Source organism: Massilia sp. YIM B02769 (assembly GCF_030411995.1).
Classification (GTDB): Bacteria; Pseudomonadota; Gammaproteobacteria; order Burkholderiales; family Burkholderiaceae_D; genus Telluria.
Map to the genome: position 1 here is coordinate 138,063 of NZ_JASNRC010000011.1, position 16,986 is coordinate 155,048.

Consider the following 16,986-nt stretch of genomic DNA (forward strand, 5'->3'; position numbering starts at 1 on the left):
GTTGAGCCAAGGAAGAGCCTCGGCAGTCTTTGTGCAAGTTTTCGTTTTTTATCTTATTGCTTGCTGGTCAGCACAGTGCGGATCACGGGGATGGGAGGGGCCGCCAAGCGAATCCACTTCAAGAATCTGCCGCAGTTGCCGGAATCGATCATCCCCCAGGAAATCGATCGCTCCCGCGCTTCCAAGCGCATACACGTCGCTGGCGCGTCGCAAGCGCTGCAACAGCGGAGAAACGATCCCATCAACCAATTCGGCAAAGCCGATCACGTCCGAGTAACCCGTGGGGATCTTGTAGCCTCGCGGCGAGCTGGCAATGATCACTCCACGGTCGCGCAGCTTCGAAACGACATTTGACCGCAGATAATGTTTGTCGACGTCCTTGAAACCGAGCGAGCCGAGGTGTTCGATCAGCTCCGGGGTCGACATGAACTCTTCGTCGGAAGGGAACTGGGCGCGAAACAGCAGATAGCTCAGGAACGCATGCTGAATGCGGGCTTCAGTTTCCTCAGCCTCGGCAAACTCGCATAGGAATTGCGTAGCGGCGCGAAGCGATATCGTTCGCACCTGCTGGTTCAAATCGCTGGTGCCAGGCGCGGCAGGGTAATGGGTTTCAAACCGCGGCGGCCATTCGTCGATCCTGATCCGCTTCTGGCCCAGGAAATCAAGGAAGACCTTGCGGACCTCGGCGCTTACCTTGTTTTCATAGATCTTGGCTGCCGTACCGACGAGGAAGTCCGCCAACTGCACCAGCACCTCGTGCCTACTATCGACGACTTCTACCTGTGGACGCGAGAACAAGTCAGGGGCATGGGCGGTTTCCAGATACTTCTTGAAGCTTTCGATGAATTCGGCGCCCCCGTGGCCGTCAGCGTACACCGTCAGGTCCGTGAGGTTCTGGAACAGCGCGTTGTAAAGCCGGCCATTGGCAAACTTGATGAACGAAGTCTTGTATGCGAGGCCGCTGTCCCGATCTACGCGCGACTTGTCTACTGCGACAGCATAGAAGCGGAACGGGAGTGGCGCCAGTGCACTCAGGATGCGTATCCGGCGGTCTTCCTTTACCCGGCTGGATTTCATCTCTCCCTGGCCGAAGTAGTCGGCTTTTATCTGCGTGACGCCAGCCGTCAACGCAGGCAGTGAGTTACGCTCGACCACCACGGCCAGGACAATAAAATATCGCGACGCACCATCTTTCTCGGTCGCCAGATCATGGTTTCCTGATTCATCAATATAGGCTGGGTAACTGGCCATCGTTGCTCCTGAGGATAGATCATATCTTGATTCAGAGGACTACAACTGGACGCCGGAATACTTACGACAGCGACGACTGAAAACCGGCGTCACTAATTTTCTGGATCGCCTGCGCTGCTTTGGCTGAGAAATCTGCCGTGAACAGCGGGTAAATTAGTGCTGTTTGCCTCCATAACCTAGATGTCGTCATGCACAATTTGACGAACTGGAGGTCAGACAATTTACCTGTGCTCAGCCGACAATACGTTAGCTAGTTTAACTCAGCAAATGACTGAATTGTTCATCAAGTAACCCCCCCGTGCGCGTTTGGCCGATTACGTACGCGGACCAGTCGAAGGTCAGTCTAGTTAAGCGCGAGCTACCTATACTTGCAACTAGTGCGATGTGCACCGTACACTTATCTCGAGAATGGATTGGACTTGTTCAGCTAATTCCACTGTTCCTTCATGCTGCTACATTCTCACGGGTTGTCGAATCTCTGCCACTGAAATTCTACTCATGCACATAGAACTAAACCGGACCTTTCGCGAACTTCTGCGCGACGAAAAAAAAGGTGACGACGCCAGAGCGCTTTCACCGGGCAACGCTACGCTGACCTTGCCCGACCTGCTCGCTGAACCACGTGTGGTCATACTCTCCGAAGCAGGCTCGGGTAAGACGGAGGAAATCCGCGAAGCTGCCCGGAGCTTGAGAGCAGACGGCAAGGCAGCGTTTTTCCTGCGCCTGGAGCATATCGTCGTTGATTTCGACAGTGCATTCGAGGAAGGATCACTGGACGAATTCCAGGAATGGCTGTCATCATCCGAGCAAGGCTGGATACTGCTTGATTCTATCGACGAGTCGCGCCTGCGATCGCCACAGGATTTCGAGACGGCGATGCGCAAGGTTAGTAGTCGAGTGTCTACAGCAAAGCAGCGGATGCATCTGCTCCTTACCGGGCGTGCGCCTGCTTGGCGACCGAAAACCGATCTGGAATTGTGCGGCAAGCTTTTCCCTGTCGCCGATGTAAAGGCTACGGTTCCGTTGCGCCAGACTGGCGAGATGAAAGGCGATCGCAAGCGGGTAACAAGCGTTGCGAGTCCGTCCTCTTTCAAGATTGTCGCGCTGGAGGATCTTGTCTCCGAGCAGGTCAAACGATTCGCCGAAGAAAGGGGCATCACCGATATACAAACCTTCCTTGATGCTATTGAGCGTGCCGATGCCTGGTCGTTCACTGCCCGGCCGCAGGACCTCGATGAACTGACGGGGTTCTGGCTCGACAACGGCGCCATTGGATCCCGTCTCGACTTGATGGAGAACAGCGTCAAGCGCCGACTGAAGGAGCCAGACCAGACCCGTGCTGAAGCACTGCCTCTCACGAGCGACCGAACCCTGCACGGCGTTCAGATCATTGCTGCTGCCCTGATGCTGACGAACCAGCAGATCGTCCAAATACCAGACGGCGGCCAGAGTGCTCAGGGCTTGAGACTTGACGCCGTACTGACGGATTGGACTGATAAGGAAATGAGCACGCTGCTCCAGCGGCCGCTGTTTGCCCAGGATATTTATGGCGCGGTCCGCTTTCACCATCGCTCGGTGAAAGAGTACTTGGCAAGTCAGTGGTTTCTCAAGTTGCTCAGCCAGGAAGTATCGCGCCGGAATGTAGAAGGACTGTTTTTTCGAGAGCAGTATTGTATCGAGGTGGTTGTGCCGTCGCTACGACCGCTGCTACCGTGGCTTGCCATGGCCGACAATCGCATTCTTGCCAGGGTACGCCGTGTAGCACCCGAGATCGTGTTCGAAGGCGGAGACCCGGTTCAATTGCCACCTGATGTGCGAAGCAACATGTTGGAGCAGATCTGTGATCAGCTTGCCAGCGGCGCATCAACAAGATTGATGGCCGACTTCGCCGCGATCCAACGTTTCGCTGCGCCCGACATAACTGCGACCGTGAGCCGCCTGATCCAAAAGTACCGGGAAAACGACGACAACCTTTTTTTCTTGCTGCGAATGGTCTGGCAAGGCCGTCTGGATGGTGCGCTTCCGGAAGCGATCTGCGTGGCCTGCACAGTCACGGCCGACAGCGCTTCGCGTATCGCGGCTTTCCGTGCTGTCGCCGATCTGGGCACGTCAGAGGACATGGCATCGATTCGTACTACGTTCCTGGCGCAAGAAGATGCACTCGATCGTGAGTGCATGGCAGACCTAGTCAGCCACGTCCAGCACCCGGACGAGCAAACGCTCCAGTGGGTGTTGGATTGCATCCCGCGCTTGATGGAATACAACGAATACGGGAGCACGGGACTGTCCAGGGAAGTCGCCTCGTTTTTTGAACGGGTTCCGTCGCGGCTGGTCTACCGTGCGGTCGAGATGCTCCATGAATTCCTGACCTCCCCACCGGTCATCGAACGCCGGTACTGCGAACTCTCACAGCGCTATCGATGGCTGAGCCGCGCTGCGGGAGTAGCCATTCGCCGCTTGATCCTTGAACGCGACGATGCGGCATTCGAACCCAAGTCGCTCGATGTCTTTCATATGCTGCAGGTAAGCGGAGAATACGACGCTCGTGCGTTCGACATCAAAAAGCTGGGCTTGGTCGAGGCCATTCAGCAGTGGCCTGAACTGAAGCTAGCTTTGTTTTGGCACATCGTGGGACAGGTGCGCGAGGACAGGGCGGAGAACGGTGAACGACTGGCCGAAGACTGGCCGGCCTTGGTTGTCGCCTCTTATCTGTCCTTCGACAGCGACGATTTCGAAAGTGCCGTGCAGGCAATTTCAGACCGCTCGATGGGCGATGACAAGTTAATTGCACTGTCGCTCGCGTTCAGGTTGTACGTAGTGACCGACCGCCAGCGCAGTCGAGCAAGCCAGCTGAGAAAAGCCGTCGGCGATGACGGTGCCCTTCAGGTGCGTCTGGCTGAGCTCATGAATCCCCCGAAGAAATCTGAAGAGCACAAGAAAATGGATCGCGACAATGCACGTTTGCGCCGTCGTTCTGCCGCGCGTCGCCAGCGGGAGGAGAAGGCTCGGCTCGAGGCTCCTGGGAAGCTCGAGGCCCAAGCTGCCACCTTGCGCGACCCCGGCTTTGAGAACCCCTCAGCAGTCTCTCGATCGCAGTACTACTTGTACAACCGCATGCGCGCACTTGAAGAAAACAAGGGCAGCGCGAAATGGACCCATTGCAATTGGCGCGCGCTTGAACATGAATTCGGTCCCGTTACGCCCCGGGCATTCCGAGACGGTATGGTCCGGTTCTGGCGTGATCATGTTCCTCAGCTGGTTTCGGAGGGTGCTGTCCTGCACATCACTCCTGCCGCAGATCTTTTCGGTCTCGCAGGACTTACTATCGAAGCCGCTGAAACTCCGATGCTGTTTCAAAGCATGCCGCCTGCAGAGGCAGGCCTGGCGTTTCGGTACGCGATGTCGGAGCTGAATGGGTTTCCAGACTGGTTCCCGGCGCTGTCAAAGACCCACATCGACCTAATAAAGCCCATGATCTTGAAAGAGGTCGTTTTCGAATTTCAGAACGTCCAGCAAAACGTCAGTAATCAGTACATCATTTACGACCTGAGCCGGTATGGTGACTGGTTATGGGAGAAGGTTGCGCCAGACATCGTGACGTTGCTGGGAACATATTCGACGAAGAGTCCCGAACGTTTGCTGTATCTGTTAAATATCGTTCAGGCGTCGCAGCTGCCTGGTGCGGCGATTGCGGCGCTGGCAGCTGATAAAATCGCATCCAATGGCGAAGCCGAACATTGGCCGCTGTGGGCGGCCGTCTGGACTGGAATCGATCCGGAGCGTGCCATAGAGGCCGTGGAAGCCCAGTTGTCCGCTCTCGCAGATGCGAAGGAGCGTACTGCTTACGTCATGAAATATGTAACGCACCTCCTTGGTAGCCACTGGATGTCATCGCGAGTGCGCGATAGATTCCGTTCGCCCGCCATATTGCGGCGCCTGTATATTCTGGTGCACGAGCATGTGCGGTCTCACGAAGACATCGCTCGCGCTAACATGGGCGCGTATTCCCCCGGACTGCGAGACAACGCGCAGGATGCACGTGAAAGACTGGTTGGCATCCTGAAGGAGATTCCCGGTCGGGATGCATATATGGCGCTCAAAGCTATCTCCGAATCCCATCCTGAAGTAAGAAAGCGGCCTTGGTTCGTTCTGCAGGCTAGGTCAAAAGCAGAGGCTGATAGCGAACGGCCGGCATGGAAGGCCGAGCAGGTGAGCCAGTTTGGAAAGGACTTCGAGCGTACGCCGGCAAACCACCGTGAATTGTTCGATCTGGCGGTGTTGCGGCTGCTGGATTTGAAGCATGAGCTGGAGAATGGCGACGCCAGTATAGCGTCGGTCCTGATCCAGGCTGATCGCGAAACGTTGGTACGCAATTTTATTGCGGCTTGGTGCGGCAAGAGCTCGCTAAACCGGTACGTGATACCGCAGGAAGAAGAATTGCCCGATGCCAAACGACCTGACCTACGGTGGCATGGTTTCGCATTCAGAGGCCCGGTACCAACCGAGCTCAAAATTGCGGATAAGTGGACCGGGCCAGAGCTTTTCGAGCGGCTTGAAGGACAGTTGGCGGGTGATTACCTACGTGATGACGCATCAAGCCGCGGCATTTACTTATTAGTTCATCGCGGCGTGCAAAAACGTTGGGAACTGCCTGGCGGCGAGATGGGGAATTTCGAGGAACTCATCCGGGGGCTGCAGATGCATTGGTTGTCAGTTGCGACGGCGCACCCGGCTGTCGAAGAGATCAAAGTGATCGGTATTGACTTGACCAAGCGGGCCGAAATTTCGGCGCACATAAAAGTAGCGAGGGCAAGAAAAGCCGCTAAACAGAAGAGCACGACCTCGAAAAGCGCCGCAGGTACGGGGCCGGGTGCTAAGAAAGCCGCTTAAGAAAATTCTGGTCAAGCCAGCGCTCACTACAGCAGCGGCACAGACAGGCTCTCCTCAAGACGTCGCGACGACTGTAACGACACGCAAAAGTAGTCAGCCGCTAAGGTTCATGCCGACGTTGGGGCGCTGCGAGCCGATGAATTCACTGGAAGGACTGTTACCGCGATGATTGCTAAGGCGAGCAGGCCTGACGGTATCACTATAACAAATACCGGCAGCAACATCGGTGAACATGAGAATGCCGCCGCATGCGACGGTGGCCACTGCCCAGGTAGATGCCACGCTAGTTAGCTCTCCGTCCTGAGTGCCAAACCACAACAAAATCAACAGGACAAGCGTAACGGAACATATCAAATGAAGACCAGGCTTGGCCGCGCGGGTCGAAAAATGTTCTTTCGTTCCAATGGCTGCCGACTCGACGTCGTTTTAATTTTCCAATGTCTGCTTCCCTGACGTAATGATGTCACATGCAGTCTGGTCCTAGCGCAGACTGAAATAAACGCGGCGTGATAGGACAAACCGTCCAGCATGGTGGGACAGTCCGCTCGGCGAGCTTTTTTGCAAGATTCAGCAATGCGCGGCTAGTCGCGTGGGCTTGCTTCAAACATGGTTCATCCGAGAATCCTGAGAGGATCGCACTTGCCTGGCGAACGGATCGCGATTCTAGATAGGTTATTTAGGCAACGTCTTGCTCGGCCGTACCCAGATAAAGGCGCAGACCGCCGCGGCAGCGGCACTTGCAGCACACACCGCCAGCGCCGCATGAAACGGTGCCAGCAGGGCGCGGCCCTGTGCAGTGAGCACCACGCCCAGCATCGCCGTGGCGATCAGCCCGCCGCCACGCGCCACCGCGCTGTTAAAGCCGGATGCGATCCCGGTATGGCTTTCATCCACTGACGATAGCACGGCCGTGGTCAACGGCGCCGCCACACACGCCATGCCCAGCGCGATCACCAGCATGGCCGGCAGTACCGTCGTTGCATAGCTGCCGCCCCCGATGCGCATGGCCAGCAGGAAGCCGCCTGCCACGATCAGCGCGCCGATGGATAACGGCAGGCGCGAGCCGTGCTTGGCGGCGAAGCGCCCCATGAACGGCGAACCGATCGCCAGCACGATCGGAAAGGGCAGTAGCGCCGCCCCGGCTTGCTTGGCCGAGTAATCCAGCGCCTGGATCAGCACGAACGGTATCAGCAGCATCAAGGCGCCGAGCGCGCCGTACAGCAGGAAGGTCATCAGGTTCAGCCCGGAAAAGCCGCGCTCACCGAACAGTGTCAGGGGCAGCATGGCGCGCTCGCCGGCGCGGCGCTCGATCCACACGAAGGCCAGCAGGATCACGACGCCGGCCGCGAGCGCCATTCCTGCCCACAGGGTCAGGTGTTTTTCGGCCGATGCCTCGGCCAGGCCCCAGGTGAGGCAGGCGAGCCCCAGGCTGGCGAGCACCGCGCCGAGCGGGTCGAGCGGAACCCGCTTGCCGTTCGTTTTTACCTGCACGAAGCGCCATGCCATGAAGATGGCCAGCGCTGCAATCGGCAGATTGATGTAGAAAACCGCGCGCCAGCCCACGGCGTCGATCAGCCAGCCGCCCAGAAATGGTCCGATTGCTCCGGCTCCGGCGCCGGCCGCGGCCCAGATACCGACAGCCCGGCCACGCTGCTCCCCTTCGAAGGTCGCGCTGAGGATGGCCAGGCTGTTCGGCAGCACCAGCGCTGCGCCAATGCCTTGCAGCACTCTCCCGGCGACCAGCAGCGACAGCCGCGGCGCAAGCGCGCATAGCAGCGCGGCCAGCGCGAACACGGCCATGCCGATCACGAGCATGCGCTTGCGCCCGTAGTGGTCGCCCAGCGCACCGCCCAGCAGCAACAGCGAACTGAGCGGAAGCAGGTAGCCGTTGACCACCCACGACAGGTCGGCGCCCCGGCTGGCCAGATCCTGTCCGATCGCCGACAGGCCGACGTTCACCACCGAGCCGTCGATGAACGCCAGGCTGCTTGCCAGGATCGAGGTGCACAGCACCAGGTTCGGATGAGCGGGCGACTCGACCTGGGCCGGCGCGGCGCCCGCGGCGAGCGCGCGGTCGCAGTCGCTGGGCAGGACGCTCACGCGCGGGCCTCCGGGAGTCGGGATTCATGCGATGGCAGCATGATTGCAGCATGCTGATCCGCCAGGTTGACGTCTGTTCGTATGCGCACACTTGAGCGCGTTGTCATTGCGGAGACAAAAGCGTGGCTGGCGACTTGGACAGCCAGATCCACACCGATTTTCAGGTCGCGTACTCAGCGTGACAAGGAGTCGGTTTGAACTCCCTGGTGCGATCCTTGTTGCGCTTCTTGCAGCGATCCCTGCTGCGATCCCTGCTGTAAAGCACCCGGCCGAACTGCCGCGTGCAAGGCCGATGGGCGCAGCACCGGCGCCGGCTGCGCTCCCGGGCGTGCGGACGATCCGCGCCTGCTGTTCAGCACCAGATCGCTAGGCCGGTTCAAGCCCGTTGCCACCACCGTCACGCGCATCTCGTCGCCCAAGGTCTCATCGAAGACCGCGCCGAACTTGATGATCGCGTCCTCGCCCGTTTGCGCGCAGATGGCGTTCATCACCTGCTTGGTTTCGCGCAGTTTCAACGAGTCCTCGGAGGCCGCGATGTTCACCAGCACCCCGCGCGCGGCGCGCAGGTTGGCGCCGTCGAGCAGGGGGCAGGCGATCGCTTCCTCGGCCGCCCTGGCGGCGCGGTCCTCGCCGGCGTGCTGGGCCGTGCCCATCATCGCCATCCCGGTCTGGCGCATCACCGTGCGCACATCCTCGAAATCGACGTTGATCATGCCCGGGACGGCGATGATGTCGGCAATGCCGGACACCGCCTTGCTGAGCACCTCGTCGGCGGCGGCAAAGGCCTGCTTCTGGGTGACATCCTCGCCCAGCACTTCCTCCAGGCGGCTGTTCAGTACGATGATGAGCGAGTCGACGCAACGCGCCAGCGTCGCGATACCTTCTTCGGCCACGCGCATGCGCCGCGGCCCTTCGAAAGCGAAGGGTTTCGACACCACGGCCAGCGTCAGGATGCCCAGTTCGCGCGCCACTTCGGCAATGACGGGCGCGGCGCCGGTGCCGGTGCCGCCGCCCATGCCTGCGGTGATGAACACCATGTCGGCACCTTTCAGCGCGTCGGCGATGATGCTGCGTTCGCGGGTAGCAGCCTCGCGTCCGAGTGCCGGGTCGCTGCCGGCGCCGAGGCCGCTCTCGCCAAGCTGGATGCGGTGTTCGGTACGCGTGTTGGCCAGGGCTTGCGCGTCGGTGTTGGCGCAGATGAAGTCGAAAGCGGGCGCTTCCGACGCCGCCATGTGGTTGACGGCATTGCCGCCGGCACCGCCGACGCCGATGATCTTGATGACGGTTGCTGGCTGGGAAATTTTTGATTCGGACAAGGGACACTCCGTATGAAGAAAGGGCAGTCGGCCGCCATGTTGCCGGCGCGCTATGTACTGCTTGCTAACAAGCCCTGTAGCCTACTTGCTCGACCGCGCACACGAAAGTGTGAAAAGGTTTCAATCGAAACGATTTGTAAGAGCGCGTGCAATCGCGCGAAAGGGCTGGCATGCGCGTCCTGCCGATATGGCGGGCATGACATCGGCTGCCCCCACCGTTATAATTTTGGTCTCGATCGACCAGGAACGCGCCATGTCTCTGCTTGACCACCAGCTCGAATTGCTGTCGCCCGCAAAAACCGCCGAGATCGGCCGCGAGGCGATCCTCCATGGCGCCGACGCCGTCTACATCGGCGGCCCCGCATTCGGCGCTCGCCACAACGCCAGCAACTCGCTGGAAGAGATCGCCAGCCTGGTCCAGTTCGCCCACCGCTACCGCGCCCGCATCTTCGTCACCATGAACACCATCATGCACGACGCCGAACTCGACCTGGCGCGGGAGCAGGCCTGGCAGCTGTACGAGGCCGGCGTCGATGCGCTGATCGTGCAAGACATGGGCCTGCTGGAACTCGACCTGCCGCCGATCCAGCTGCACGCCAGCACGCAGTGCGACATCCGCACCGTGGAGAAGGCGAAGTTCCTGGGCGACGTCGGCTTCTCCCAGCTGGTGCTGGCGCGCGAGCTGACCATTCCCCAGATCCGCAGCATCCGCGCCCAGGTCGACACGCCGCTCGAATACTTCATCCATGGCGCCCTGTGCGTCGCCTTTTCCGGCCAGTGCTATATCTCGCATGCCGATACGGGCCGCAGCGCCAACCGCGGCGACTGCTCCCAGGCCTGCCGCCTGCCATACACGCTGACCGATAGCCAGGGCGGTGTGGTGGCCTACGACAAGCACCTGCTATCGATGAAGGACAACGACCAGAGCCGCAACCTGGAAGCACTGATCGACGCCGGCATCCGCTCGTTCAAGATCGAGGGCCGCTACAAGGACATGGGCTACGTAAAGAACATCACGGCCCACTATCGCCTGCTGCTCGACGCGATCCTGGAGCGCCGCGCTGGCTTCGTGCGCGCCGCCAGCGGCCACACCCAGATCTTCTTCACGCCCGACGTCGACAAGAATTTCAATCGCGGCCACACCGACTATTTTGCCCAGGGCCGCCAGGACGACATCGGCGCCTTCGATTCGCCGAAGTACCTGGGTGTGGAAGTCGGCACCGTCACCAGGGTGGGCCTCGACCAGTTCGAGATGATGACCGATGCGCCGCTGGCCAATGGCGACGGCCTGAACTACATGAACAAGCGCGCCAGCGTCGGCATCGCAGTGAACACGGTGCAGAAGCTGGGCGAAAGCGAAGAGGGCCAGTGCTGGCGCGTGTTCCCGAACGAGCCGGTCAGCGCCTTGCCCGGTCTGAAACCTGGCACCGAGGTCCACCGCAACCGCGACCATGGATGGGAAGCGGCGCTGAACAAGCGCTCGGCCGACCGGAAAGTGGCTCTGCACCTGACCCTGTCGGAGCGTGAAGACGGCCTGGCGCTGACCCTGCGCGACGAAGATGGCATCGAGACGGTGACGCGCGCCCAATTGCCGCTGCAGCCGGCGCACAATTACGAGCAGGCCGACGCCGCGCTGCGCACCAGCCTCACCAAGCTGGGCAACACGATGTTCGAGTCCGACGGCATCGCCCTGGACCTGTCGCAACCGTGGTTCGTGCCGGCCGCCGCCATCAACGCCTTGCGCCGCGACGCGGTGGCGGCGCATGAGGCGGCGAGGCTGGCCGCGTGGGAGCGCCCGCAGCGCAAGGTGCCGGCCGAACCGCCGGCCGTGTATCCGGCAACCCAGCTGTCGTATCTCGCCAACGTCTACAACGAAAAGGCGCGCGCTTTCTACCACAAGCATGGCGTGGGCCTGATCGACGCGGCCTACGAGGCGCACCAGGAAGCGGGCGAGGTGTCGCTGATGATCACCAAGCACTGCCTGCGTTTCTCGTTCAACCTGTGCCCGAAACAGGCCAAGGGCGTGCAGGGCGTGCAAGGCCAGGTGCGGGCCGAGCCAATGACCTTGAAGTCGGGTGAGGACACCTACACGCTGCGCTTCGACTGCAAGCCCTGCGAGATGCACGTCGTCGGTGCGATGAAGCCGGGCATCCTGCGCTCCCCGCCGCCGTCCGCCGTGGCCTACAGCCCGCTGACTTTCCACCGCCAGCGACCTCGATGAGTGCCTGCGCGTCGACCAGATAGCCGCATCGGGCGCAGGCTGCGCTCAGGCGCCGCGGCTCGCCGGCCAGGCGATCTCGAACGTCGTTCCGCCGCCGGCCGACGGGCGGCACGCGGCTTGCCCGCTATGCGCGTGGGCGATGGCGCGCACGACCGCAAGTCCCAGCCCACTTCCCGACGGCCGGCGAGTCCTGGCTTCCTCGCCGCGCTGGAAAGCCTCGAACACTTTTGCCACCGCCTCAGGCGCGATACCCGGCCCGTCGTCGCTGACCGCCAGGCGCGCCTGGCCGCCGGCGCAATCGAGCACGATGCGCAGCGTGCCGGGCAGGGCATGGCAGCGCGCGTTCTCCAGCAGCGCCAGCAATGCCTGCCGCATGCGACCCGGATCGCAGTCGATCTCGTCTTCGGCAAGGTCCAGCGCGGGCGCCAGGCCCGCAGCCTGCAGGTCCGGACCCAGCAGGGCGACGACACCGCGGATGTCGTCGGCGAGGCGGCAGCGTTCCAGGCGCAGGCTGAGGTGCCCGCTGTCGGCCAGGCCGACCACGCGCAGGTCCTCGATCAGGCCGCCGAGGTGCTCGGCCTGGGCCAGCAGGCTGCGAAACAGCTTCGGCTCCGGCAAGAAGACGCCTTCGGCCAGGCCCTGCAGGCGTCCGCGCAGTACCGTCACCGGCGTGCGCAGTTCGTGCGCGATGGCGGCGTTCCAGAAAGCCTGTTCGCTGGCCATGCGTTCCAACCGCTCGGCCATCGTGTTGAAATCCTCCACCAGCAGCGAGGCCTCGCCCACCGTGCCGTCGGCGCCGGTGGCGCGCGCGGCCAGGTCGCCCTGCGACACGCGACGCAGGTTTTCCGCCACCGAGGTCAGGGGCACCAGAAGCCGCTGCGACAGCTTGATCGCCACGGCCGCCGCCAGCGCCACGGCGCCCAGCGTCGACGAGAGGATCCAGCCCCATTCCGGGCCGGTCGGGAGCCATTCTCCCGGGTTGGAAATATGGTCGGGCGCGTAGGTGAACATCAGGCCGTAGAACACGTAGGAGCCGATCACCGTGGCCACCATCACGCTCAGCACGAGCAAGGCCACCGCCAGCACGATCTGGCGCCGCAGCCCGTGCATTCCGCTCATCCTGCCGCTCCCGATGGTTCCCCTGATGCCGCTCATGCTGCGCCACCGAAGCGGTAGCCGACGCCGCGCACGTTTTCCGGAATGCCGGTCACGCCCGCGTCTTCGAGCTTCCTGCGCAACTTGCTGATGTGGCTGTCCACGGTGCGCTCCAGCGTGTCGCCTTCGGGCAGGCAGTGCGTCAGCAGCTCGCTGCGGCTGAACACCTTGCGCGGCGCACGGGCAAGATGGGCGAGCAGGCGGAATTCGGTCAGGGTCAGCGGCAGGGCCAGTTCGCGGCCGTCCAGCTGCGCGCTCGCTTCGTGCTTGCCGAGGTCGATCGCCAGCTGCGCGGCGCGAATCACGTCCGGCGCCGCGCCGGGCTGGCGCGACGTCCGGCGCAGCACCGCCTGCACCCGCGCCACCACTTCGGCGGGGTTGAAGGGCTTGACCACGTAATCGTCGGCGCCGGTGCGCAGGCCCATCAGCTTGTCGATGTCCCCGTCCATCGCGGTCACCATGATGACCGGCGTGTCGCCGCGGCGGCGCAGTTCCGCCAGCACCATCCAGCCGTCGAGCACCGGCATCTGCACGTCCAGCAGGACCAGGTCGGGCCTGGCCGACAGGTGCAGGTCGAGCGTGCGCTGGCCGTTTTCCGCACGCAGCGTCCGGAAGCCGCCGCGTGCGCAATAGGCGGCCAGGATCGCGGCGATCTCGTCGTCGTCCTCCGCGATCAGTACCAGCGCCTGGTCCTGCATGGCGTTGCCAACGGCGCCGCTCATGCGGGCCGGAGGCGCAATTTCGCAGCCATCTCCATCGAATCTCCATCAAGTTGCAACCGAATCTCGACACGCGGACAACATACTCCCGCCTTTCGCCCCAGCGCGACATTTTATCGAGGGACCGCCCGCTCATGCTGCCGGTGCCCGGGATTATCGACCATGCCCCAGTTTTTCATCAAGCGCCCCGTCTTTGCCTGGGTGCTCGCACTCTTCATCGTCCTTGCCGGGCTGATCGCCATTCCGCAACTGCCGGTGGAGCGCTATCCGGAGGTGGCGCCGCCGTCCGTCAGCATCAGCGCAAGCTATCCGGGTGCCTCGGCCAGGACCATGAATGACGCCGTCGTCGGGCTCATCGAGCGCGAGCTGTCGAGCGTCAAGGGCATGCTGTACTTCGCATCGAGCACCGATAGCACCGGCAGCGCGCAGATCACGGCCACCTTCAGACCGGGCACCGATCCCGAGCTGGCCCAGGTCGACGTACAGAACCGCCTGAAGGCGGTGGAGCCGCGCCTGCCGCAGGCGGTGCGCCAGAACGGCCTGATGGTCGAGTCGGCGACATCGAACTTCCTGATGATCATCGGCTTGACGACGCCGGACGGCAGCTTCAGCGAAACCGACCTGGGCGACTACATGGCGCGCAACGTGGTCGAGGAGCTGCGCCGGGTATCCGGTGTCGGCAGGGTGCAGCTGTTCGGCGCCGAGAAGGCGATGCGTATCTGGGTCGATCCGGCCAAGCTGGTTGCCTACCAGCTGGCAATGAGCGACGTGACCGCCGCGATCGCACGCCAGAACGCCCAGATCGCGCCCGGCCGCGTGGGCGACGCGCCGGCGCTGCCCGGACAGCAGATCACGGTGCCGCTCAGCGCGCAGGGACAGCTGTCGACACCTGAAGAATTCGCCCGCATCGTCCTGCGCGCCAACGTCAGCGGCGCCAGCGTGGTTCTGGGCGACGTCGCCCGCGTCGAGCTGGGGGCGCAGAGCTATGGCTTCAGCACGCGCGACAACGGCCACACCTCCACCGGTGCGGCAATCCAGCTGGCGCCCGGCGCGAATGCCGTGGCCACCGCCAGCGCCGTGCGCGCGCGCCTGCAGGAACTGGCGCCGTCGATGCCGCGCGGGATGGAATACGCGGTGCCGTTCGACACGGCGCCGTTCGTGAAGATCTCCATCGAGAAAGTCATCCATACGCTGGTCGAGGCGATGGTGCTGGTGTTCCTGGTCATGTACCTGTTCCTGCAGAACCTGCGCTACACCCTGATTCCGGCGCTGGTGGCGCCGATCGCGCTGCTCGGCACCTTGACTGTGATGCTGGCGGCGGGGTTCTCGATCAATGTGCTCACCATGTTCGGCATGGTGCTGGCGATTGGCATCATCGTCGACGACGCCATCGTGGTGGTCGAGAACGTCGAGCGGCTGATGGCCACCGAAGGCCTGGGGCCGAAGGAGGCGACGATCAAGGCGATGAAGGAGATCACCGGCGCCGTCGTCGGCATCACGCTGGTGCTGACGGCGGTCTTCATCCCGATGGCCTTCGCGGGCGGCTCGGTCGGCGTCATCTACCGCCAGTTCGCGGTGGCGATGTCGGTGTCCATCCTGTTCTCCGCCTTCCTGGCGCTGAGTTTCACGCCCGCGCTGTGCGCAACGCTGCTGCGGCCGGTCCCGGCGGGGCACCATGACAAGCAAGGCTTCTTCGGCTGGTTCAACCGGGGCTTCGACAGGCTCACGCGCCGTTACGGCGCCGCCACGGCGGCCTGCATTGCCCGCCCGGTACGGCTGATGCTCGCCTGGCTGGCGATCGCGCTCGTGCTCGGGCTGGCCTTCCGCTCGCTGCCGGCCGCCTTTTTGCCCGAGGAAGACCAGGGTTACTTCATGACCTCGTTCCAGCTGCCTTCGGACGCCACGGGCGAGCGCACCCTGGAGGTGGTCAAGGCCTACGAGCGCCACGTGGCGGCGCGGCCTGGCCTGGGCGGCAACCAGCTGATCCTCGGCTTCGGCTTTTCCGGCTCGGGCGCGAATACCGCGCTGGCCTATACCATGCTGAAGGACTGGGACGAGCGCGCCGGAGCCACCGCACTCGATGAAGTGGCGCGGGCGCAGGCCGCGATGGCCGACAGCCGCGCGGCATCGGTGATGAGCCTGATGCCGCCGGCGATCGACGGGCTCGGTACCTCGTCCGGATTCGCGCTGCGCCTGCAGGACCGTGCCGCCCAGGGCCAGGCGGCCCTGCTGGCGGCCGAACGCCGCCTGATCGCGCTGGCGGCGCAAAGCAGCGTGGTGGCCGGCGTGTATTCGGAGGGCCTGCCGCCGGGCGTCAGCGTGCGCCTCGACATCGACCGTCCGAAGGCGGAGACCATGGGCATCGCCTTTACCGACATCAGCGACACGCTGTCGGCGGCGATGGGATCGGTCTACGTCAACGATTTTCCGAACGCGGGGCGGATGCAGCAGGTGATCGTCCAGGCCGAGGCCGGCGCGCGCATGCAGGTCGACGATGTCCTGCGCCTGAACGTGAAGAACGCCGGCGGGACGATGGTGCCGCTGGGCGAGGTCGTGCGACCGGTATGGACCGAAGAGCCGCCGCAGCTGATGCGCTATCTCGGCTATCCGTCGGTGAGCATTTCGGGCGCAGCCGGACCGAATTATTCGAGCGGCGATGCGATGGCCGAGATGGAGCGCCTGGCCAGGCAGTTGCCGGCGGGTTTTGCCCTGGAGTGGAGCGGGCAATCGCTGCAGGAACGCGAGTCCGCCGCGCAGGCGCCGCTGCTGATGGCGCTGTCGATGCTGGTCGTGTTCCTGGTGTTGGCCGCCCTGTACGAGAGCTGGTCGATTCCGGTGTCAGTGATGCTGGTGGTCCCGCTCGGCCTGGTCGGCGCGGTCGCGGCGGTCTTGATACGCGGGCTGCCGAACGACGTGTTCTTCAAGGTCGGCATGATCACGGTAATCGGTTTGTCGGCCAAGAACGCGATCCTCATCGTCGAAGTCGCGCGGCAGTTCCGCGCGGAGGGCAAGGGCCTGGCCAGGTCGGCCGTCGAAGCGGCGCGCCTGCGGCTGCGGCCCATCGTGATGACCTCGCTCGCCTTTGGCCTCGGCGTGATTCCGCTGATGGTGGCCGGCGGCGCCAGTTCGGAGACCCAGCATGCGATCGGCACTGGTGTGTTCGGCGGCATGGTCAGCGCGACCCTGCTGGCGGTGTTCTTCGTCCCGGTGTTTTTCGTGGTCGTGATGGGTATCCAGGAGCGAATCGCCGCGCGCCGGGGCAAGCGCAAGCCGGCGCCCGCGCCTGAGCCGGTTTGCGAGGAGGGCAGTTGAACCAGGACGGGCCGCAAGAAAG

8 protein-coding genes are annotated in these 16,986 nt (G+C 62.8%); 3 read left to right on the forward strand and 5 right to left on the reverse strand.

Annotation, left to right across the window (positions count from 1 at the left end; genetic code table 11):
• Window positions 1–48: 48 nt before the first annotated feature.
• Entirely contained in the window at window positions 49–1,251 is a 1,203-nt protein-coding gene (locus QPK31_RS18755) for a DUF3800 domain-containing protein (protein ID WP_290424399.1), read from the reverse strand.
• A 498-nt stretch (window positions 1,252–1,749) separates the two neighbouring features.
• On the opposite strand from QPK31_RS18755, the gene QPK31_RS18760 reads away from it, so the two are divergent.
• Complete coding sequence (locus QPK31_RS18760) at window positions 1,750–6,141, forward strand: hypothetical protein (protein ID WP_290424400.1); 4,392 nt, start codon at window positions 1,750–1,752, stop codon at window positions 6,139–6,141.
• Window positions 6,142–6,813: 672 nt separating this feature from the next.
• Here the strand turns inward: QPK31_RS18760 and QPK31_RS18765 are convergent.
• Together QPK31_RS18765 and ftsZ are read right to left on the reverse strand one after the other, a co-directional pair.
• Window positions 6,814–8,241, reverse strand: coding sequence for an MFS transporter (locus QPK31_RS18765; RefSeq protein WP_290424401.1), 1,428 nt, complete (start codon window positions 8,239–8,241; stop codon window positions 6,814–6,816).
• Between the two features lie 173 nt (window positions 8,242–8,414).
• Window positions 8,415–9,557: a cell division protein FtsZ gene (gene ftsZ / locus QPK31_RS18770; RefSeq protein WP_290424402.1), complete on the reverse strand. Its 1,143-nt coding sequence runs from the start codon at window positions 9,555–9,557 to the stop codon at window positions 8,415–8,417.
• A 253-nt stretch (window positions 9,558–9,810) separates the two neighbouring features.
• Here ftsZ and QPK31_RS18775 point away from each other — a divergent pair, with 253 nt between their 5' ends.
• On the forward strand, window positions 9,811–11,778 hold the full coding sequence (locus QPK31_RS18775; protein ID WP_290424403.1) for a U32 family peptidase: 1,968 nt from the start codon (window positions 9,811–9,813) through the stop codon (window positions 11,776–11,778).
• Between the two features lie 45 nt (window positions 11,779–11,823).
• On the opposite strand, the gene QPK31_RS18780 is transcribed toward QPK31_RS18775, so the two are convergent.
• Together QPK31_RS18780 and QPK31_RS18785 are read right to left on the reverse strand one after the other, a co-directional pair.
• The gene (locus QPK31_RS18780) at window positions 11,824–12,897 is read right to left on the reverse strand and encodes an ATP-binding protein (protein ID WP_290424404.1); all 1,074 of its coding nucleotides are present in this window, start codon (window positions 12,895–12,897) and stop codon (window positions 11,824–11,826) included.
• A gap of 32 nt (window positions 12,898–12,929) precedes the next feature.
• Window positions 12,930–13,655, reverse strand: a complete 726-nt coding sequence (locus tag QPK31_RS18785) for a response regulator (RefSeq protein ID WP_290424405.1) — start codon at window positions 13,653–13,655, stop codon at window positions 12,930–12,932.
• A 159-nt stretch (window positions 13,656–13,814) separates the two neighbouring features.
• On the opposite strand from QPK31_RS18785, the gene QPK31_RS18790 reads away from it, so the two are divergent.
• A complete protein-coding gene (locus QPK31_RS18790) occupies window positions 13,815–16,964 on the forward strand; it encodes a multidrug efflux RND transporter permease subunit (RefSeq protein ID WP_290424406.1) in 3,150 nt (1,049 codons plus the stop codon).
• Window positions 16,965–16,986 lie beyond the last annotated feature (22 nt).